The following is a 20,193-nucleotide window of genomic DNA, read 5'->3' as shown; positions in this document are numbered from 1 at the left end:
CCGAGGTCGGGCGCGCGCGTCAGGGGGTGCGGCGTCGGCGCAGCGCCATGAACAGGCCGCCCGCGGTCAGGAGCACGGCGGCCGCGAGTGCGGCGCCCCACGGCAGCTCGCCGCCGGTCGCGCTGAGGCTGCCCGCGCCACTGCCCGCCCCGCCGCTCACGACGGTCACGGCCACGCGGATGTCGTCGAACCCGGGCGACGCGACCACGAGGGTGTGCTCTCCGATCTCGAGGTCGCGGGGAATCGCGACGGCGAAGCGCACCTCGCCCGACGCGTCGGCCGCGGGGATGCCGTTGACGACGATCGGATCGCTGTAGAGCGTGGCGCCGATCCGCTGCTGCGGCTCGAGGCCCGAGACCCGTACGGGCAGCGATCCGCCCTGGGCGACGCGACCATCCCCGATGTCGACCGTCGCCCATGCGTCGGGCTCCCCGGGCTCCCCGGGCTCGCCGGGCTCGCCAGGACCGCCGGGCTCGCCGGGCGTGGTCACCGAATCGGAGAGGTGGATCACACCCCACCGCGAGGTGGTCTGGTAGCCGGTGCCGGTCGGCTCGGCCCACGTGTGCACGGCGAAGCGCGAGCCGCCGCGGGCGTCGTTGACCTGCGCGTCGAACCCCTGGAAGGTGCCGGCGCCGCCGAGCGGCACGTCGCTCTGCCCGCCCGACTGACCGACGAGGTCGATCGCCGCCTCGACGATGTAGCCGTCGGCCGTGCGCGCGGTCGCGCTCTCCAGCAGCCGTGAGCGCTGGAGGGCCTCGTTGCCGGTGCCGAAGGTGACGTCGCCGTCGACGGTGATGCGGATCTGCGTGTCGTTGGGTCCGTATGCGCCGCTCTTGGTGTTGCCGAGGTCGAGGAAGATCTCGACGCCGTCGCGGTTCCAGGGATCGCTGTTCGTTGTGTCGATCTCGGGATCGACGACCTCGAACAGCGTGTAGAGGACGTTGTCGCGCCAGAGCGTGCGGACCGTCGCCGTGGCGCCGCTCGCGTCGCCCTCGACGCGCTTGGCGGTCTCGATCCGCGGGGCAGCCGCCCACGCGTCGTCGACGACCGCGTCGACGGTGAGCCCCTCGGCGCGCGGGACCTCGAGGTACGACAGCTCCTCGTAGAACGTCAGCTGACCGGTCGCGCCCGCCGAGTTCCAGGCGCCGGAGAGTCCGTCTGCGCCGAAGACACGGACGTCGAACGCGGCCGTCGCGCCCACGCTCGGGGCCTCGTGCGGCAGCTGGATGACGGAGTAGAACGCGCCGTCGACCTCGACCGTCCGGCCCGTGAGATCACCATCGGTTCCGAAGACGGACTGCTCGTTCCGATACGTGAACTCGATCCGTTCCGGGCGCGTGCTCGAGCGGACGAGCACCGTGAGATGGTCGTCGCTCCAGCGCGTCTGGAAGCCGCCGGCGTCGCCGGTGAGCGGGTGTTCCGGCAGATTGCGCCACTCGGCAGCATCGACGATCGCACCGTCGAGGTCGACGTCGCCGCGGAACACATCGGCGGTCGTCAGGAGCGGCGGCAGGCCGTCGTCCTGGCCGATCGCACCGAAGAACGCCGACTTCGCGCTCAGGTCGGCCGCGAACAGCAGGGGCGCCTGCTCCGAGCGCCACGAGCGGGCGTCGGTCAGCCCCCACACGGTGACCGAGTAGAGACCTTCGGATGCCGGGGCCGCGGCGTGGTACCCGCGGAACACGTCGAACGCGTCGCGGTAGTAGTACCCCTGGCGCGCGAGGTTCGCGGCTGTGGCGGGGTTGACCGTGACGTCGAGCTCGGTGACCGCCTGCATGAGCCCGAGCCCGGCGAAGCGGTCGAGCGTGCTCGCGAGAGCGCTGACGGGCGTGTTGATCGAGACGTGGAACTGGTGGCCCACCCCGTCGAGCGGCGTGCCCGCGTCCAGCATTCGGCCGACGAGGGCCTCGTATTGCGAGCCCTTGGCGTCCTGCTCGGTGTTGTAGTCGTTGATGAACAGCTTCACGGGGCGGTCGGTGCCCGGCGCCGCGTAGTCGCCGTTGAACGCCTGGTCGGCGAGCCGGAAGGCGAGGTGGATGAACTCCTCACCGAGGACGTCGTGCCACCGGCTGGTCCGCAGCCCGTCGGGCGTCGCCTGGTCGGAGATGACCTCGTTGACGACATCCCACGCGACGAGCGGGTTGGTCTCGGACCCGAACAGGCCGTAGTCGTCGGCGATCGACCGTGCGACGTTGTCGATGTGCGACGCGAGCCGGTCGCGCAGCAGCTGCTTGTCGGCCTCGGAGTCGGTGAGCTCACGCCCCGATGCATCCTGGAAGAACCAGTCGGGGGTCTGCGCGTGCCACAGCAGCACGTGCCCGTAGAGTCGCAGGTCGTTCGCCGCCGCATAGTCGAGCAGCGCCGTGGCCTGCGGGTGGCGCTGGAACTGCTGCTGGTCGTCGTACCAGGCCTCGACCTTCATGTGGTTCTCGGGCGTGATCTGGTCGAAGTGGTGCAGCAGCAGGTCGGATGCCGCCCCGCTGGTCTCGCGCTGGTCGACCGCGACGCCGACCGGGAAGTCGGTCGTGTCCCTCAGCGGAGTGAGATCGAGGTCGCCCTCTCCCGCCTCGGGCACCGCGACCGTGACCTGGTCGACGAGGAACGGCGAGGTGTTGCCCGAGTCGTAGCGCGCCTCGATGTAGAGCTCGGCTGCGAGGTCGTACTCGGGGATGGTGATGGCGCCGGTCACGGTCGTCCACCCGGTCGGCGATACGCTCTCGGCCTGCAGGAGGTTGGTGTAGGCGACCGTGCCGCCGTCGTCGGTGCGCATCGAGACGGCCAGGCCCTGGCCCGGGTCTGCTCCGGGAGCGAAGCGCAGTGCCGCGGAGAAGGCGTAGGTCTGTCCCGCGAGCAGGGTGTCGGTGACATCCAGGAGGATGCCGTCGCCCTCGTGCGTCCGGTCCGTGACGAGCGCCGCGTGCGACGACTCGTCGGCTCCGTCCGGCACGACGTCGACGGTCGGGCCGGCGCCGCTCGACCCGGCCCGAGGCTGCCACGCGCCGAGGGCGCCGTCGTCGAACGTGCTCTCGATCAGCACGGTGCCGGGGGTCTGGGGTCCGCTGCCCGGATCTGTGCCCGAATCGCCGTCCGTGGTGATCGTGACATCGTCCACGAGGTAGGTGTAGGGCGCGGCGTCCGCGATGTCGGCGGTGCCGAGGTAGATCCCGACGGCCTCCGCGGTCGCGGGCGACGTCCACGTGCCGGTGACCGTCGTCCAGTCGTCGGCGGAGATGGTCGTGTCGCCGATCCACGTGTACCCCGGGACGCCGACCCAGCGCGCTCGGGTGTCGGGCGTACCGGGCGCGAGCCGTACGCGTGCGCTGACGGTGTACGTCGTCTCGGGTTCGAGGACTCCCGGCGCCGTCTGGATGCCGACGTAGTCGGCGTCGCGGCCCTGCACGACGAGGGCGCCGTCGGCGTAGTCGAGGGTCGAGCCGTCACCCCCGCTCTGCGTCAGCCCGTCGCCGAGCGATGGGGTCGAGAAATCGTTGGCGATGACGGGGGCGGCGGCGGTGGGGGCCGCAGCGGCTCCCGTCGCGGCGAGCAGCGGTGCGGCGAGGGCCGCGGTCGCCGCGACTGCCAGTATTCGGGGTCGACGAATTCGCATGGTTCGAGCGCTCCTTTGCGCAGACCGGGGGAACGGATTGTCGACTACTCAAACATATCCGCCGCGTTCCGCCAGCCTTTTCGAAAACCCCCGGTGATCAGGAGCTCGCAGCCTCTTTCGCAGCGGCTTTCGTCGCACGCTTGTACTCGCGCACCTTCGTGAGCGACTCGGGAGAGACGATGTCGGCCACCGAACGATACGAGCCCTCGTCGCCGTACGATCCGGCGGCCTCACGCCATCCGGCGCCGGTGAAGCCGTACTGCTTGCCCAACAGTGCGAGAAAGATCTTCGCCTTCTGCTCGCCGAACCCGGGCAATGCCTTGAGCCGTTTCAGCACCGTCGCTCCGTCAGGATCACCCGACGTCCAGATCGCCGAGGCATCGCCGCCCCAGTCGTCCACGATCGTCTGACAGAGGGTCTGGACGCGGCCCGCCATCGATCCCGGGAACCGGTGCACGGCCGGCGTCTGCCGGAAGATCTCGACGAACTCCTCGGGGTCGTAGTCCGCGATCGCCGCCGCGTCGACAGAGCCGGCCCGCTCGCGGATCTTCAACGGCCCGGTGAACGCCGTCTCCATGGCGATCTGCTGGTCGAGCAGCATCCCGATCAGCAGGGCGAGCGGATTCTCGGTCAGCAGCTGATCGGCGGCGTCGTCGTCGGTGATGTGCAGGCTCATGCTCCCCATGTTCTCATCGGCCCGCGTTCTCATCCGCGAGCGGCAGGATGGAGGGATGACGGATCTCGTGACGCACGCCCACGACACCCGCGTCGTCGTGGTCGGCGGCGGTATCGCGGGAGCCGTGGCGGCTCTCGAATGCGCGCGACTCGGCCTGCGGGTGACGCTGATCGAGGCCGGCCCGCACCTGGGCGGCTCGCTCGACCGTGCGACGCTGGGCGACCTGACCGTGGATGCCGCGGCCGACGGCGTGCCGGCCTCGGCGCAGACCCTCGCGAAGCTCATCGACGAGGTCGGTTTGACCGACGAGCTCGAGACCGCTCGCGATGACGAGCTGTGGCTCGGTACCGGTCCGCACGGACCCGCCCCCGCGCCCGCCGAGACGGTGCTCGGGATCCCGGCGAACCCCTGGGCGGAGGACGTCCGGCGCCACATCGAGATGCGCGGCGCGTGGCGTGCCTATCTCGACCGCGTGCGGCCGCCGCTGACCGTGGGTCGGCGACGCAGCCTCGGTGAACTGGTGTCGTCGCGGATGGGCGAGCGCGTGCGCGACCGGCTGGTGGCGCCCTACGTGCTGGCCGTCCACGGCGTCGCCCCGGAGTTCATCGATGTCGATGTCGCCGCCCCGTCGCTGAACCCGGCGCTCACGCGAACCGGCTCGCTCAGCGGCGCCGTCGCACAGACCCTGCGTCCCGGCTCGCCGCAGCGGCGGGCTCCGCGCGGCGGGCTGTTCCGGCTGGTCGATGCGCTCGAGGCCCGCTTGCGCGATTTCGACGTCGACATCCGTACGGACGCCGCCGTCAGCCAGATCCGACGCGATGGTGACACGTGGCTCGTGAGCGCGGACGACGCCGACGAGCAGGTGCCGGCCGATCTCCTCGTCGTCGCGGCGGACGAAGACACCGCCCGTCGGCTGCTCGCCCCGCACGTCGAGCTTCCTGCGAGCGCCGAGCCCCGCCCGCGACCGCTCGATGTCGTGCTGGTGCGCCTCGCGGGACTCGACGTGCCCGAGCGCGGGTCGCTCGTGATCGGGCCGGGCCCCGAGCCGGTCACCGTGCGTCACATCTCGCGGACGTGGCCGTGGATCGGCGAGGCGCTGGCCGAGGACGAGCACATCCTGCGGGTGACGCTGCCGCACAGTGAGGCGTCCGACGCGGATGCCGTCGAGACCGCGCGCGTCGCGGCGTCCGATCTGTGCGGCGTGGTCATCCCGCCGGGAGCCGTTCGCGCCTCGGCGCGCATCACGTACTCCCGCGCGGCCCCCGCGTCGCTCCTGGGGCACGCCGAAGCAGTCGAGGGCATCCGCGCGCGGACGCGCACGCTTCCGGGGCTCGCGGTCGTCGGCGGGTGGCTCTCGGGAAACAGTCTCGAGCGAGTCGCCGCCGACGCCGTCGTCGAGGCGGATGCCGCGCGGCACGCGGTGCTGTGGCACGGGGTCGATCCGGCATGATAGTCGGCTCCGCCGCGTTATGGGAGTGGATACCTGAGGCGGCATACGGCGATAGCCTGAGACAACGCAGCAACGTCGAACGTGAGGAGACCCCATGAGGGGCAAGATTGGCATCGCCGTCGGACTCGCCGCGGGCTACGTGCTCGGGGCACGCGCCGGGCGTCAGCGCTACGAGCAGATCAAAGAGAAGGCCCAGCAGATCTGGGAGCTCGACCCCGTGCAGAAGCAGGTGGGAAAGGTCACCGAGCTCGGCAAGTCCGCCGCCCTCGCGGTGCCCAGTGTCGTCTGGGACAGTGCGAAGAAGGTCGTCAAGGCCGCCGGCAAGAGCGGAACCCCCGGCGAGAAGCTCGACGCGGCCGTCGCGGAGGGCGAGAAGGCCGCCGGCGACGTGCGCAAGGCCGCCGAGCGCGATGCGCGCAAGGTCGCCGACGCGAGCGCCGTGGCGGACAGCTGAGATGAGCACGCCCCGCGGATTCCGCGACCGCGCCGACGACAGCCTGTTCACCCTGATTGGTGAGATCCCCGAGCTCGTCCGCAACCTCGTCGTCGCCGAGATCGACTCGGTGAAGGCATGGGCCAAGAAGACGGGCAAGGACGCCGGCATCGGCGGCGTCTGGTTCATCGTCGCCCTGTTCTTCCTGTTCTGGACGATTCCGGCGATCGGCGCCTTCGCGATCATCGGGCTGTCGTCGTGGCTGCCCGCTTGGGCCGCGTCGCTCATCGTGATCGGTATCCTCCTCGTGATCGCCGCCGTGTTCGCGGTGCTGGGCCTCCTTCGCTTCAAGAAGCTGAGCTCGCGCCAGAACCCCGCCCAGGCGATCTCCACCGACGCCAAGATCGTGAAGGAAGTGGCCGATGAGTTCTGAGCTCCCCGACACCGCCGTGCCGCTGGGCATCAACGACCCGGTCGAGAAGGCACGCGCCGAGCTGAAGGCCGCGCTCGCCGCGATCGAGCACAAGGCGAACCTCCCCAAGCGCGCCGTCATCGCGACCGATCGCGCCAGCCGAGAGGCCCGCGCCTATGCCGAGCGCAACCCGGCGGGCGCCGCCGCAGCAGCGGTGGGCGTCGCGGTCGCGGTGGGCGCCGTCGTCTGGGGCATCGCCCGACTCATTGCGCGCTGATCGGGCGGCGTGATCCGTTCTCGGCCAACCGAGTCCGGATCGATACCTCCTGCCGCCGTCCCGCGTCCGTTGCGGAGTATGCTCGGAAACGAGGCAGCGGCGATGGAGCGAATGCTGCCGATGTTGCGCATCCGGGCCTGCACCGCCCGGACAAGGAACGTGCGTCGGCCGCTCTTCCGGGGGTGGTCGCGCCTCACGAGAGCCACCATATGCATGTCGAGCCCGGCCACGCAGAGCCGCAGAAGCCCCTTCGGGGGTGGCGCGTGCTCGTGCCGCGCGGGGGTCCCTGGGGTGACCAGGTAGCCGCTCTCCTCCGCTCGCACGGAGCCACGCCGGTCATCGCCCCGCTCATCAACTTCGCGCCCACGACGGACGTGGCCGACCTCGAAGGGGCACTCGCCGAACTCGCGGCCGGCGCCTTCGACTGGATCACGCTGACGAGCGCGACCACCGTCGACGTCCTGTACGCCTATCGCGCCGAGATCCCGGCGCAGACGCGCGTTGCGGCCGTCGGCGAGACCACGGCCGCTGCGCTGACAGCCGTGGGTTACCGCGTCGACCTGGTCCCCGATGAGGACGACTCGGCCGCGGGCCTGGCCGAGCAGATCCTCGCGATCGAGGCCGAGCCGACGCGTGTCCTCGCGCTGCGCAGTGAAGTCGCCAAGCCCGTGCTGACCCGCATGCTCGTCGAGGCCGGTCACGACGTCCGCAGCGTCGTCGCCTACCGGACGGTGGGTGTGCCGGTGACCGACCGCATCGCCGCCGATGTCGCGAGTGGCCGCATCAACGCGGTGCTCGTGACCAGCGGGTCGGTCGCCGAGCAGGTCAGCGAGCAGTTCCCCGAGCTCCCCGCATCGACTCTGATCGCGGCGATCGGTCCCCGGACGGCGCGCGACGCGCGCAAGCTCGGTCTCAGCGTCGATGTGGTCGCCGCCGAGACGACCATCTCTTCGCTCATCGACGCGATCTCCCGCCAGCCGGCACCGGCATCCGACGCCCCTGCCCCATGACGTGAGCGCGGCCGCGATCGTTGCCGGTCTGTGAGCATTCCCTGAGCGTCCGACTGGCAGACTGGACCCATGGTGACCCTCCTGCTCGACTCCGCGCAGCTCGAGATCGTGCTGTCCGCGACCGAGCGCGCAGCGGCATTCCGCCAGCGGAATGTCCTGGTGTCACGCGAGAACATCGCGCGGGTGCAGCTGACGGATGACGCGTGGTCGTGGCTGCGCGGCGTTCCCCGCCCGGGTCTGTTCGTGCCCGCGGTCATCGCAGCAGGTTCGTTTGAATCGGCGGGTGGCACTGACTTCGTGCTCGTGCGGCGTCGCCGTCCGTCGGTCGTCGTCGATCTCGAGGGCGACGACGAGTTCCAGCGCCTGATCCTGACGACGCGGCACGGGGTCGCGCTCGTGCGGGCGCTGCGCCTCGACGTCGAGGACGAGCCCGCCGATGTCGCCGATCTGGTCGATCAGGCGACGTCGCGCCGCCACGACACCGCGTAGCCGATCACGGCGAACACGACGACGTAGGCCGCGAGCACGAGGCCGCCCGCCCACCAGTCCAGCGACTGGCTCGCACCGCCGCCCATCGCCGCGTAGATGCTGTCGCCCGCGAGCGCATCCGATGCGGCGCCCGGAAGGAAACGCACGACGTCGGCGAGCCCCTCGACCATGCTCGCGCCCACGCGGGCGATCGGCTCGACGAACTGGGTGAACGCGAGGATGCCGACGACGGCGGCGATCTGATTACGGATCAGGGTGCCGAGGGCGATGCCGAGGAGTACCCAGAGGACGAGGGCGAGCAGCATCCGCCCGAGGAAGGCCCACGTCTCGGGACGCGCGAGCTGCGGGTCGACGCCGAACAGCGCCAGCATCCCGCCCCCCGCCGCGACCGTCGAGCCGACGGCTGCGACACCGAAGACGAGACCCATGACGACGCCCGCGAGCATCTTCGCCGACAACGCGATGCCGCGACGGGGTGTTGCGAGGAAGGTCGGCGTCAGCGTCTTGTGGCGGTACTCGCCGGTCACGAGCAGTGACCCCACGACGAGCGGGAACACGTATCCCATGGCGGTCGCGAGCCCGTAGATGAGGCTCGGGAGCCGGTCACCGAGACCCGTCGGCAGCGACGTGGTGCCGGGGAGCGAGCCGTTCTCACCCGCTGCGAAGACGGCGGCCATGCCGCCGGCCGTTCCGCCGATGTACAGGACGAGGACGATGAGGAGCACCCACCAGACCGAGGTGGAGAACTGCTTGCTGAGTTCCGAGCGCGTCGCGTTCACGAGGTTCATCGCTTCTCCTCGCCGTTCTCGGCAGACGGGTGGACGCGGGTGCCGCTGACGAGCTCGAGGAAGACCTCTTCGAAAGCCGGGCCCTTCCGCTGCAGCGCGGTGAGAGCGATGCCGGCGTCGGCGGCGATGCGTCCGACGGTCGGGGCGTCGGCGCCGCGCACGGCGAGGCCGGTGCGACGTTCATCGCTCTCGAAGCCCGCGGCCGCGATGGCACGCCGCAGCGCTTCACGATCGTCGGCGTCGACGACGGTAGCGATCTCGTCCTGCGGCACGACGTTCTCGATCCCGCCCTGGTAGACGAGGTGGCCGCGGGTGATGATCATGAGCGAATCGACCGACTGCTGCACCTCGGCGAGCAGGTGCGACGAGACCAGAACGGTGCGCCCCTCCGCAGCGAGGTCGCGGAGGAACCGGCGGATCCAGCGGATGCCTTCGGGGTCGAGGCCGTTCGTCGGCTCGTCGAGGACCAGGACGCCGGGGTCGCCGAGCAGCGCGTAGGCGAGCCCGAGGCGCTGCCGCATCCCGAGTGAGAACCCGCCGACCTTGCGCCCGGCGACATCGCCGAGCCCGACGATGCCGAGGGCGTCGTCGACACGAGAGGCAGCGATGCCCGCCGCATGGGCGTAGACCCGCAAGTGCGCCGCGGCCGACCTGCCGGGGTGGAAGCTCGATGACTCGAGGACGGCGCCGACCGTCTGAAGCGGATGCTTCAGGTCGCGGTAGCGCCGGCCGCCGATCGTGGCCGACCCCGACGTGGGGGCGATGAGCCCCAGAAGCATCCGCAGCGTCGTGGTCTTGCCCGCGCCGTTGGGGCCGAGGAAGCCGGTGACCGCCCCCGGCTCGACCCGTGCCGTCAGACCGTCGACGGCCGCGACGGGGCCGAAACGTTTGGCCACGTCGGTGAACTCCAGCACCTGTCCGTCCGCCATCGCGCCCCCTCTCGCCGGGTGGTTCGGGTCCCATCCTGCCCGACACGCCGCGTTCACCGCGAACTCCGGGCGGTAGCGTGGCGAGGGTGACCGACGCCGCTGCATCCGATTCGCGTGTCCGGGCCCGTGTCGATCGTGCGCTCGGACACCTCACGCTCGACCGGCCGCGAGCCATCAACGCACTGGACCTCGGCATGATCCGGAGTCTCGCCGCGGCGCTCGACGCATGGGAGCACGACCCCGGTGTCGACGCCGTTCTGCTCGACGGCGCGGGGGAGCGCGGGCTGTGCGCCGGGGGCGACGTCCGGGGCCTGTACGACCAGATCGTCGCCGGTGATGTGGCCGAGACCGCGCACTTCTTCCGGGCCGAGTACGCACTCAACGCACGCATCGCCGCGTACCCGAAGCCTGTCGTCGTGTTCGCCGACGGCGTCACGATGGGCGGCGGCATCGGGCTCGCCGGGCATGCGGCGGTGCGCGTGGTGACCGAACGATCGCGTCTCGCGATGCCCGAGGTCCGCATCGGCTTCACCCCCGACGTCGGGGGCAGCCTGCTGCTCGCGCGAGCGCCGGGGCACGTGGGGGAATACCTCGCGCTGACGGGCGAGTCGATGGATGCCGCCGACGCGATCTACGCCGGCTTCGCCGACCACCTCGTTCCGTCGGAGCGGCTCGACGACCTGCGCGACGCCCTCGTCAGCCGAGCCGATCCGCAGACGGCGACCGAGCTCGTCCTGCTGTTCGACGAGACCGCGGGGCCCGCCCGCCTGGAGGCCGCGCGGCCCTGGATCGACGCCGCCTTCGCCGCGGATTCGGTCGTCGAGATCATCGGGCGGCTGCGCGAGCGCGACGAGTCGGACGCCCGAGCTGCAGCCGATCTGCTCGACACCCTCCCCCCGACTGCGCTCGCCGTCACCCTCGCGGCCGTCCGTCAGGCCCGCGCCCGGAACGAGCTCCGAGCGGTGCTGGCCCAGGAGTACGGCCTGGTGCTGTGGTTCGCCCAGACGCAACCCGACCTCGTCGAGGGCATTCGCGCGCGACTCGTCGATAAGGACGGGTCGCCGTCATGGTCGCCGGCATCCCGCGACGATCTCGATCCCGAGATCGTGACGCAGGCATTCGCCTTCGAGCCCGTGCCCGCCCTATGGACTGACTGAGTTCCCTCGGGCTCCCGGACTGCGCCCGGCCACGAGGTAATAGTCTCGGGATGCTGTGCGTCCGCGCCGTCCCGGGGCCGCGACGCACGAGGGAGGGTTCTTCGTGTTCGACAGTCCGCTGTCCGCCTCGGCGTACGACGTGCTCGGGGTCGCGCCCGACGTCGACGACGAGGAACTGCGCCGCGCTTACCGCCTGCGGCTTCGGCAGACCCATCCCGACACCGGTGGCGACGCCGTCGCGTTCGTGCAGGTGCAGCGCGCCTGGGATCTCGTCGGAACGGCCACCGCCCGCGCCGCCTACGACCGGGGGCACGGTTTCACCGCCGCCCCGGACTTCTCACCCGGGGCCTCGACGTGGCGGCCGCCGCAGCGTCCCGCCGACACGCGCCCGCGGGCTCGTTCCTTCGGCCAACCCGGCGGCTGGCGCCGCGAGCGCTACCTGACCCTCATCCGCGAGTGGGTCGGACGCGGAGCGCCGCTCGACGACCCGTACGACCCTGCCCTCGTGCGCACCGCGCCGCACGAGATCAGACGGCTGCTGGCCGATGCGCTCGCCGAGGAGGCGACCGCCCGCGTCGTCGCCGACCTCGGCATGGGCTACACGGTCTGGCACGACGTCGCCGCCGATCCGCGCGACCCCGAGGTGAAGCTCGACCACGTCGTGCTCGGGCCCTCGGGCCTTTACGCCGTGCTGTCGGAGGACTTCGGCGCGCCCGTGCGCACCCGCCGGGGCGAGTTGATCGGCGAGGGGGTCGACTCCCCGATCGCGACGCTCGTGCACCGGGCGCGTGCGCTCAGCCGCGCTGCCCGGGTGAAGTTCAGCGGCGTCATCGTGGTGCTCCCCGACGACGACGTCGTGCAGGCCATCGAGGAGCTCGGCCGCGTGCGCGGGCTCGCGGTCGCGGTGGTCGGCCGCTCCGCGCTCGCCACGGTGCTGCGCCGGGGGGTCGCCGGTGCGCGTGAGATCGGCGGCAACGAGCTCTTCGACGTGCGCACCCGGCTGCAGCAGACGGTGCGGTTCGTGTGACGTCCCGAGCAGCGGTGCGAGCGGCCTACGACACGGTCGCGGCCGACTACGCGGCTCTGCTGCCCGATGCTTCGTTCGAATCCCCGGAAGACGTCGCCCTGATCGATCGGTTCCTCGACCTGCTCCCGAGCGGCGCCCGTGTGCTCGACGCCGGATGCGGGGCGGGGCGGATGCTGCACCTGATGCGCGAGCGCCGGCCGGACCTGCGCCTCGTCGGCCTCGACCTCTCGCCGCAGATGATCGGGCTGGCGCGCGCGGGCTGTCCGTTCGCCGATCTCGCCGTGGGCGACCTGGCGGACGTGCCGTTGCCCGACGGATCCGTGGCCGGCGTGCTCGCCTGGTACTCCGTGATCCATGCCGGCACGGACGAGCTCGACCTCATCGCCGACGAGTTCGCCCGAGTCTCGACGGCGGGCGGCCTCGTGCTGCTGGGTTTCCAGAGTGGCCGCGGCACGCGTCGGATCGACCGGGCGTACGGTCACGACGTCTCGCTCGATGCGGTTCTGCACGACCCCCGCGAGGTCGCGGCAGCCTTCGCGGCTCGCGGATTCGCCGTGCTCGACCAGCGCGAGCGGCTCGCGCGGGGTGGTGAACCGCACCCACAGGGGTTCGTGCTGGCGCGACGCGAGGTCAGCCTGCTAGGCCCCACAGCTGCAGCGGGTGGCTGAGGCGCCACCAGATGTCGGGATCGGGGATGTCCGAGGTCAGACGCAGGGCCGTCGTCGCTGATCCGAGGGGGCCGGTGAGGGTGAGCTCGCCCGCCTGGTCGTCCGCGTCGCGGGCGTCTCCGAGGTCGACGCTCGCGGCCGCCTGAGCGGACTGCGTGTTCCAGAGCGCGACACGGATGTCGGCTTCGGTGACGATCTCGGCGGTCGCTCCCCACGGAGTCGTCGCGGTGCCGGCGACGGTTCCCGCGGGGAGGACCGGTGACGCCGAGATCTCGGCGATCGTGCGATCGAGCAGCGCGGCCGTCGCCGAGTGGCGGGTTTCGTCGTCGGGCTGGTCGAGGGCGGTCGCGAACACGCGCACGTTGACACCGTCGAGGTCGGTGTCCTTCGCCGCGACGAGGTTGTAGGAGCCGTACAGGCTGCCCGTCTTGACCCCGACGACGGCGGGGTCGGCGAGCAGGGCGTTCGTGTTCTCGACGAACCCGGCACCCGGCAGCTCGACGGAGCGCTGGGCCACGATTCCCGAGATGACGGGGTTCGACATCGCGCTCTCGGCCAGGGCGATGACCGATGCCGGTGCCGCCGTGTTGCCGGGATCGATTCCGCTCGAATCGACGACGGTGACGCCGCCGAGGTCGTGCGCCCGCAACCAGGCGTTCGCCGCCTCGACGTAGGCGTCCTCGTCGGGCCAGAGATCGAACACGAGGCGGTCGGCGTAGTTGTTCGCCGAGCCGATCAGCACGCCCTGCAGCAGCTGGTACTGGGTCAGCACCCCGCCGACGGGAACGTCCAGAGCCGACTGGTCGTCGGCGATGTACGCGCGGTACTCCCGACGGTCGGCGGCGGTGAAAGCGAACTCGGGGCCTTGTTCGCCGTCGGCGAGCGGCATCCGGTCGAGCACGACGAGGGCGGTCACGAGCTTGGTGATGCTCGCGATCGACTCCGGCTCGCCCGACGACGCCGACACGGCGGCGAATCCGCCGACGGCCGTCGCCCCGGCGCCCTCGGCGGGCCACGCGGGCTGGGCGATGGCGGCGGCGGGAGCCGCGACGGCGGCGGGCAGGATCTCGGGCGCGACGGCATCCAACGGCCACGTCAGCGTCGCCCCGGTGTACCCGCCTGCGACGAGCACGGCCACACCGAGCGTCGTGAGCACGGCCGGCGCCGCCGACCGGCGCGGCCGCTCGGTGAGCAGTTCGGCGTGCGCGAGCGTGTACGGACCGGCCGAGGCAGCTGCTTCGCGGTGCCCGTTCGCGCCGGTGACCGCGTCGTCGTCGACCCACGCGAGGGCGACGCGCGAGTCGGGAGATGTCACCCGCCCAACGTACAACGCGCGTGCGCCGATATACTTCATCGACAACCACGGGAGTCCGGTGAGCCGGGCTGAGAGGAAGCGATCCACGCTTCGACCGTCGAACCTGATCCGGATCATGCCGGCGCAGGGAGGAGAGAGAAATGCACGCTGCTGCGTCCACCACCGAGCCCACCGATCGTCGTCCCGGGCACGCGCCCGGCCGCTTCCGCTGGCGCGTCGTCGACATCGTCGTCGCGAGCGTCATCGGTGTCGCCTGCGCCGCGGTGTTCCTCCTGTGGAACGTCGCATATCAGGGGCCGTCGGCCGCATTGACGCCGCTGCTCCCGGGCCTGCAGGGCCTGCTCGCGGGGCCCTGGCTCATCGCCGGCGTGCTCGGCGGCCTCATCATCCGCAAGCCCGGCGCGGCGTTGTACACCGAACTGCTGGCAGCCGTGATCTCGGCGCTCGTCGGCAATCAGTGGGGACCCCTGACGATCGTGTCCGGCCTCGTGCAGGGATTCGGCGCCGAACTGATCTTCCTGGTCTTCCTCTACGCGGCGTGGCGTCTGCCGGTCGCCCTCCTCGCGGGCGCGGGCGCGGGACTTGCCGGTGGCATCAACGACCGCATCCTCTGGTACCCGGGCGCCGACACGCTCTTCACGTCGGTCTACATCGCCTCGACGACGCTGTCGGGCGCGGTGATCGCAGGTCTCGGCGGCTGGCTCATCACACGTGCCCTGGCACGCACCGGGGCGCTCAGCCGGTTCGCGGCCGGGCGCGAAGCCACCGCCCGCGTCTGACGGTGGGTGACGCCGGCGCGGCGCGGCCCGCGACCCTGGAGGCCCGCGGGTGGGGGTGGCGCTACGCCACCCGACGCGCGTGGGCCGCGAGCGAGACCTCCTTCACGATCGAGGCCGGTGAACGGGTGCTCCTGCTCGGGGCGTCGGGGTCGGGCAAGTCGACGCTGCTGCAGGGGCTCGCAGGGGTCCTCGGAGGGGCGGACGAGGGTGAGCAGGAAGGATCGCTCCTCGTCGACGGTCGGTCGGCTGCCGAGGCGCGCGGTCGCGTCGGACTGGTCCTCCAAGACCCCGACAGTCAGACGATCCTCGCGCGGGTGGGCGATGACGCGGCCTTCGGATGCGAGAACCTGGGGGTGGCGCGCGAGGAGATCTGGTCTCGGGTACGGGCTGCCCTGGATGCCGTGGGCCTCGACGTCCCTCTCGATCGCTCGACCGCGGCCCTGTCGGGCGGGCAGAAGCAGCGCCTCGCGCTCGCCGGCGTCGTCGCGATGCGGCCGGGCGCCGTGCTGCTCGACGAGCCCACGGCCAACCTCGATCCGGCCGGCGTGATCGAGGTGCGCGATGCCGTCGCGCGGGTGCTCGATGTCACGGGAGCCACGCTCGTCGTGATCGAGCACCGGATCGATGCCTGGCTCCCGCTCGTCGACCGCGTGATCGTGCTGGCGCCCGGCGGCGGGGTCGTCGCGGACGGCGACCCGCGGACGGTGCTCACCGAACGCGGCGCCGAGCTCGCGTCCGCGGGCGTATGGGTGCCCGGCATCCGGCCGTCCTCGCCGCCGCGCCCGGTGGCCTCGCCGGGTGACGTCCTACTGTCGGCCGAACGTCTCGTCGTCGGGCGTGCACCGGGCTCGCCGGCCGCCGGGCCGCTCGACCTCGACGTGCGTGCCGGCGAAGCGCTCGGCATCGTGGGGCCCAATGGTGTCGGCAAATCGACGCTCGGGCTCACGCTCGCCGGGCTGCTGCCGGCGCAGGGTGGGATCGTCCGTGCTGCCGACGACGTGGCGGCGGGCGCCGCGCTCGTCCGCGGACGGCGACGGGAGCGGGCGGACCCCGCGGCATGGAGCTCGACGGCACTGCTGACGCGGATCGGAACCGTCCTGCAGGAGCCCGAGCACCAGATCCTCCGCTCCACGGTGCGCGACGAGCTCGAGGTCGGGCCGCGGGCCCTGGGCATCGAGGCGGGGGAGGTCGCGGCACGCGTCGACGAGCTGCTCGAGCGGCTGAGGCTCGCCCCGCTCGCGGGGGCCAATCCCTACACGCTCTCCGGCGGCGAGAAGCGCCGTTTGACCGTGGCCGCGATGCTGGCGGCGCGGCCACGCATCGTGGTCCTCGACGAGCCGACCTACGGGCAGGATGCCCGAACCTGGTCGGAGCTGGTCGCGATCATCGCCGCCCTCCGCGACGGTGTCGACGATCGCGGGCCCCTCGGAGTCATCACGATCACGCACGACGACGCCGTGCTCGATGCGCTCGCGGCCCGACGATTCGCGCTCACCGCTCCGACGGGGGTGCCGGCATGACCGCGGCGGCGGTGACCCGAGACGCGCCGCGCGGCGTCGCGGCGCTCAACCCCGTGGCGAAGCTGCTGGCGGCGCTTCTCATCGCGATGCCGCTCGTGATCACGATCGACCCCGTGTCCGCCGGCGTCGCGCTGCTCCTGGAGCTGCCGCTGCTGCTCGCCTCGGGGGTCGGCTGGCGCCGGTTCTGGGTGCGGACGCTTCCGTTGTGGATCGCCGCCCCCGCGGCCGCGGTGACGATTTCGCTCTACGGCGAGCGGAGCGGAGCCGAGGTCTTCGCTTGGGCGTTCGTCCACGTCAGCGAGGGCTCGCTCGCACTCGGCCTGGCGGCAGCTCTGCGTGTCCTCGCGATCGGTCTGCCGGCCGTCGTGCTGTTCATCACCGTGGACCCGACCGACCTCGCCGACGGATTGGCCCAGATCCTGCGGCTTCCGGCGCGGTTCGTCATCGGCGGGCTCGCGGGCATGCGGATGCTCGGGCTGCTCGCCGAGGACTGGCGTGCGCTCGCGCTCGCGCGGCGTGCCCGCGGCGTCGCCGACGACGGCCGTCTGCGTCGGACGCTCGGCATGGCCTTCGCGCTGCTCGTGCTCGCCATCCGTCGCGGCTCGGCCCTCGCGACGGCGATGGAGGCGCGGGCCTTCGGTGCCCCGGGGCGACGCACTTGGGCACGGGAGTCGCGGCTCGCGGCATCCGACGCGGCGATCATCGCGGGCGGACTCGCGATCTCGGTGACGGCGGTCGCGGTGTCGGTCGCGGTCGGCGCCTTCCACCCGATCTTCGGCCCATCCTGACGCCGGACCGCCCTGGAGTCGGGCCTCGGGCCGCGTCTCAGAGGCTGCCGACCGTCGTCTCCGCCAGGCGCCGGGCGAGCGCCTCCTCCACGACGAGCTCCGTGATCAGACCGGCCGCGAGCGCGCCGCGCAGCGCGTCGAGCTTCGTCAGGCTCGACACCGCGCACAGGCGGCGGGGGATGCGGCGGATCGCTTCGAGAGACGGACCACTCGATCGCGCGTTGAGCTCGATGCCGGTCGCCGAGCCGTCGATGCGGTAGAACACGGTCGCGCAGTCGCCGACGACGCCGTCGCGGAGGAGCGAGCGCAGGTCCTCGCCCGTGAGGTATCCGCCGGCGTACACGTGGGAGGGGACATCGGCGTGGGGGGAGCCGAGCCCGAAGACGAACACCTGAACGCGCGACTGCGCGTCGAGCACGCGCCGGATCGACCGCTCACGCCAGAGCAGCTGCTTGGTCAGCGGGTCGTCGAACAGCGCGGGCACGGGGAACTGCTGCACGTCGGTGCCGAACGCCTGCCCGAACCGCTCGAGGATCGCGCCGGAGTACGAGATGCCCGACGTCGTTTCGTTCGCTGCCCCGTTCATCTGCACGATCTGCGAGTCGTGCAGCCGCTTGGTAGGCAGGTGGCGGGCGATCGCCGAGACCGTGGCTCCCCACGCGATGCCGATGTTCGCGTCGGGATCGAGCGTCGATGACAGGACGTGGGCTGCTGTCCGGGCTGTTCTCTCGAGTCGCTCGGCGTCGTTCGTGCGCGGGGGCGTGCTGACGACGTGGACGGAGATGCCGAAGCGCTCGGACAGGCGCCGCGCGACCACCGAGTTCGCCTCGTGGGGCGAGTGCACCGTGATCTCGACGAGTCCGATGTCTCGGGCGTGCGAGAGCAGCCGCGACACGGACGAGCGCGAGAGGGCCATCTCGGCCGCGATCTGGTCCATCGTGCGATCCTGCACGTAGTACAGCTGCGCCGCGCGCAGCGCGTCGCGTGTGCGTGCCTCGGCCTCGGCGTCCGCGCTCATCGTCATCCGTCCTGCACGTTCGTGCATCGCCGCGGCGCCGGTGCACGTTCGTGCATGACCGTTGCGCATTCGTGCGGTGGACCCCAGTGTAGATCGGGACAGCCGTGGAAAAGGATGCATGATGACCGAGTCGACGCCGACCACCCGAGCGAACATCCGAGCCCTGCGCGAGCGCCCCCATGCCGAGGTCCTCGTCATCGGCGGGGGCATCAACGGAATCGCGACGTTCCGCGACCTCGCACTCCAGGGCGTCGACGTGGCCCTCGTCGAGCGCGGAGATTACGTCAGCGGCGCCTCGTCGGCGTCGAGTCACATGATCCACGGTGGCGTCCGCTACCTCGAGAACGGCGAGTTCCGGCTCGTGAAGGAGTCGGTGACCGAACGCAACCGGCTCGTGCGCAACGCGCCCCACTTCGTCAAGCCGCTGCCGACGACGATCCCGATCCACCGCACCTTCTCCGGCATCCTCGCCGCGCCGTTCCGGCTGCTCGTCACGCACGGCCGCGGCAAGCCACGCGAGCGCGGTGCCCTGCTGATCAAGGTCGGCCTGATCATGTACGACACGTTCTCGCGCGACGGCGGCGCGGTGCCGCGCCACCGGTTCCGCGGGCGCCGCAGCTCGCGGGCGCAGTTCCCCGACCTCGACGACCGGTTCCGCTACACCGCGACCTACTACGACGCCTCCATGCACGACCCCGAGCGCCTCGCGCTCGACGTCCTGCGCGACGGCGTGCGCGAGGAGTCGGCGCGGGCGGCGAACTACGCCCCCGTCGTCGGCGCCGACGGGGCGTCGGTCATCATCCGGGATGACGTCACGGGTGAGGAGTTCCCGTTCACGGCCGACGTCGTCGTGAACACGAGCGGACCGTGGACCGACCTGACCAACACCGCGCTCGGCACGCCCACGCGCTTCATGGGCGGCACCAAGGGGTCGCACATCGTCCTCGACAACACCTCGCTGCTCGAGGCGACCGGCGGCAACGAGATCTTCTTCGAGGCCGCCGACGGTCGTATCGTGCTCATCTACCCGCTCAAGGGCCGGGTGATGGTGGGGACGACCGACATCGACGCCGACCCGAGCCGGCCCACGGTCTGCACCGACGACGAGATCGACTACTTCTTCGATCTGATCGGCCAGGTCTTCCCCGACATAGACGTCGACCGCTCGCAGATCGTCTACACGTTCTCCGGCATCCGTCCCCTCCCGCGCCACGACGACCTCGCCCCCGGCTTCGTCTCGCGCGACTACCGCATCGAGAAGGACCGCCTCGGCGACGTCCCCGTCCTCAGTCTCGTCGGCGGCAAGTGGACGACGTTCCGCGCGCTCGCCGAGCACCTCGCCACCGACGTCATGGGCCTGCTGAAGCGACCGCGTCGTGTCGCCACGACCGACCTCGCGATCGGCGGCGGCGCCGGCTACCCGCGCAGCGTCGCTCAGCGTCGCCGCTGGATCGAGGCCCACCGCGGCGCGCACTCGGCGGAGTTCGCCGACCGCATGCTGGAGCGTTACGGCACCTACGCGCAGGAGGTGCTGGCCGCGCTCCCCGTCGCCCAGCAGGAGTTCGAGCACGCCCCCGGCTACTCGGTCGAGGAGATCGCGTTCCTCGCCGAGCGCGAAGAGGTCGTCTCCCTGATGGATCTGCTCCTGCGTCGCACCTCGATCGCCTTCGTCGGCGGCGTCTCGATGGAGACGCTCACGGAGGTCGCCGAGGCGGCCGCGCCCGTGCTCGGCTGGGATGCGGAGACCGTCCGCGCACAGATCGACGAGGCCGCGCAAGCGCTCGAGGAGGCTCACCGCATCGACGTGCGCACGTCGCACCTGGCGCCGCTCGACGCCTGAGCCCGTTTGA

The 20,193-nt window shown here is 71.6% G+C and carries 19 protein-coding genes and 1 riboswitch; of the genes, 13 read left to right on the top strand and 6 right to left on the bottom strand.

Features of this window, described 5'->3' with window-relative positions; translation table 11 throughout:
- Window positions 1–19 precede the first annotated feature (19 nt).
- Window positions 20–3,607: an endo-1,4-beta-xylanase gene (locus DEU36_RS07565; protein WP_120263612.1), complete on the bottom strand. Its 3,588-nt coding sequence runs from the start codon at window positions 3,605–3,607 to the stop codon at window positions 20–22.
- Between the two features lie 97 nt (window positions 3,608–3,704).
- Window positions 3,705–4,283 (bottom strand): HhH-GPD-type base excision DNA repair protein, encoded by a 579-nt coding sequence (locus DEU36_RS07560; RefSeq protein ID WP_120264430.1) that lies wholly within the window; start codon window positions 4,281–4,283, stop codon window positions 3,705–3,707.
- 55 nt (window positions 4,284–4,338) lie between these two features.
- Here DEU36_RS07560 and DEU36_RS07555 point away from each other — a divergent pair, with 55 nt between their 5' ends.
- From DEU36_RS07555 to DEU36_RS07530, 6 genes are all read left to right on the top strand, one after another.
- Complete coding sequence (locus DEU36_RS07555) at window positions 4,339–5,733, top strand: NAD(P)/FAD-dependent oxidoreductase (RefSeq protein ID WP_183045312.1); 1,395 nt, start codon at window positions 4,339–4,341, stop codon at window positions 5,731–5,733.
- Between the two features lie 94 nt (window positions 5,734–5,827).
- Entirely contained in the window at window positions 5,828–6,187 is a 360-nt protein-coding gene (locus tag DEU36_RS07550; protein ID WP_120263610.1) for a hypothetical protein, read from the top strand.
- Between the two features lies 1 nt (window position 6,188).
- On the top strand, window positions 6,189–6,599 hold the full coding sequence (locus tag DEU36_RS07545; RefSeq protein WP_120263609.1) for a phage holin family protein: 411 nt from the start codon (window positions 6,189–6,191) through the stop codon (window positions 6,597–6,599).
- Window positions 6,589–6,855 carry a hypothetical protein gene (locus DEU36_RS07540; protein ID WP_120263608.1) on the top strand — a complete coding sequence of 89 codons (267 nt, stop codon included), beginning with the start codon at window positions 6,589–6,591 and terminating at the stop codon, window positions 6,853–6,855. Before DEU36_RS07545 ends, DEU36_RS07540 begins: the two co-directional genes overlap by 11 nt.
- A 209-nt stretch (window positions 6,856–7,064) precedes the next feature.
- Window positions 7,065–7,865 (top strand): uroporphyrinogen-III synthase, encoded by an 801-nt coding sequence (locus DEU36_RS07535; RefSeq protein ID WP_120263607.1) that lies wholly within the window; start codon window positions 7,065–7,067, stop codon window positions 7,863–7,865.
- Between the two features lie 69 nt (window positions 7,866–7,934).
- Window positions 7,935–8,354, top strand: coding sequence for a hypothetical protein (locus DEU36_RS07530; RefSeq protein ID WP_120263606.1), 420 nt, complete (start codon window positions 7,935–7,937; stop codon window positions 8,352–8,354).
- On the opposite strand, the gene DEU36_RS07525 is transcribed toward DEU36_RS07530, so the two are convergent.
- Together DEU36_RS07525 and DEU36_RS07520 are read right to left on the bottom strand one after the other, a co-directional pair.
- Window positions 8,321–9,142, bottom strand: coding sequence for an ABC transporter permease subunit (locus DEU36_RS07525; RefSeq protein WP_120263605.1), 822 nt, complete (start codon window positions 9,140–9,142; stop codon window positions 8,321–8,323). The genes DEU36_RS07530 and DEU36_RS07525 overlap by 34 nt on opposite strands.
- Window positions 9,139–10,071 (bottom strand): ATP-binding cassette domain-containing protein, encoded by a 933-nt coding sequence (locus tag DEU36_RS07520; RefSeq protein ID WP_120263604.1) that lies wholly within the window; start codon window positions 10,069–10,071, stop codon window positions 9,139–9,141. Before DEU36_RS07520 ends, DEU36_RS07525 begins: the two co-directional genes overlap by 4 nt.
- A gap of 86 nt (window positions 10,072–10,157) precedes the next feature.
- On the opposite strand from DEU36_RS07520, the gene DEU36_RS07515 reads away from it, so the two are divergent.
- The 3 genes from DEU36_RS07515 (at window position 10,158) to DEU36_RS07505 (ending at window position 12,923) form a co-directional block, all read left to right on the top strand.
- Window positions 10,158–11,228: an enoyl-CoA hydratase/isomerase family protein gene (locus DEU36_RS07515; RefSeq protein ID WP_120263603.1), complete on the top strand. Its 1,071-nt coding sequence runs from the start codon at window positions 10,158–10,160 to the stop codon at window positions 11,226–11,228.
- 103 nt (window positions 11,229–11,331) lie between these two features.
- Window positions 11,332–12,255, top strand: coding sequence for a DnaJ domain-containing protein (locus tag DEU36_RS07510; protein WP_120264429.1), 924 nt, complete (start codon window positions 11,332–11,334; stop codon window positions 12,253–12,255).
- Entirely contained in the window at window positions 12,252–12,923 is a 672-nt protein-coding gene (locus DEU36_RS07505; RefSeq protein WP_120263602.1) for a class I SAM-dependent methyltransferase, read from the top strand. Before DEU36_RS07510 ends, DEU36_RS07505 begins: the two co-directional genes overlap by 4 nt.
- On the opposite strand, the gene DEU36_RS07500 is transcribed toward DEU36_RS07505, so the two are convergent.
- Entirely contained in the window at window positions 12,886–14,238 is a 1,353-nt protein-coding gene (locus DEU36_RS07500) for a D-alanyl-D-alanine carboxypeptidase (RefSeq protein WP_120263601.1), read from the bottom strand. The genes DEU36_RS07505 and DEU36_RS07500 overlap by 38 nt on opposite strands.
- A gap of 37 nt (window positions 14,239–14,275) precedes the next feature.
- A riboswitch (TPP riboswitch) is annotated at window positions 14,276–14,385 on the top strand.
- Here DEU36_RS07500 and DEU36_RS07495 point away from each other — a divergent pair.
- The 3 genes from DEU36_RS07495 to DEU36_RS07485 all read left to right on the top strand — a co-directional run bounded on the left by DEU36_RS07495 (window position 14,379) and on the right by DEU36_RS07485 (window position 17,325).
- Window positions 14,379–15,017 carry an ECF transporter S component gene (locus DEU36_RS07495; protein WP_120263600.1) on the top strand — a complete coding sequence of 213 codons (639 nt, stop codon included), beginning with the start codon at window positions 14,379–14,381 and terminating at the stop codon, window positions 15,015–15,017. It overlaps the preceding riboswitch by 7 nt.
- 2 nt (window positions 15,018–15,019) lie before the next feature.
- Window positions 15,020–16,537 carry an ABC transporter ATP-binding protein gene (locus tag DEU36_RS07490; RefSeq protein WP_120263599.1) on the top strand — a complete coding sequence of 506 codons (1,518 nt, stop codon included), beginning with the start codon at window positions 15,020–15,022 and terminating at the stop codon, window positions 16,535–16,537.
- Window positions 16,534–17,325 (top strand): energy-coupling factor transporter transmembrane protein EcfT, encoded by a 792-nt coding sequence (locus DEU36_RS07485; RefSeq protein WP_120263598.1) that lies wholly within the window; start codon window positions 16,534–16,536, stop codon window positions 17,323–17,325. Before DEU36_RS07490 ends, DEU36_RS07485 begins: the two co-directional genes overlap by 4 nt.
- Window positions 17,326–17,362: 37 nt before the next feature.
- On the opposite strand, the gene DEU36_RS07480 is transcribed toward DEU36_RS07485, so the two are convergent.
- Window positions 17,363–18,343: a sugar-binding transcriptional regulator gene (locus DEU36_RS07480; protein ID WP_120264428.1), complete on the bottom strand. Its 981-nt coding sequence runs from the start codon at window positions 18,341–18,343 to the stop codon at window positions 17,363–17,365.
- Window positions 18,344–18,464: 121 nt separating this feature from the next.
- On the opposite strand from DEU36_RS07480, the gene DEU36_RS07475 reads away from it, so the two are divergent.
- A complete protein-coding gene (locus tag DEU36_RS07475) occupies window positions 18,465–20,183 on the top strand; it encodes a glycerol-3-phosphate dehydrogenase/oxidase (protein WP_120264427.1) in 1,719 nt (572 codons plus the stop codon).
- The last annotated feature ends 10 nt before the right edge of the window (window positions 20,184–20,193 follow it).

The sequence above is a fragment of the Microbacterium sp. AG238 genome (assembly GCF_003610405.1).
In the GTDB taxonomy this organism is placed as follows: Bacteria; Actinomycetota; Actinomycetes; order Actinomycetales; family Microbacteriaceae; genus Microbacterium.
The sequence above is the reverse complement of the archived record's forward strand: the minus strand, read 5'-3'. Positions and strand labels throughout refer to the sequence as shown.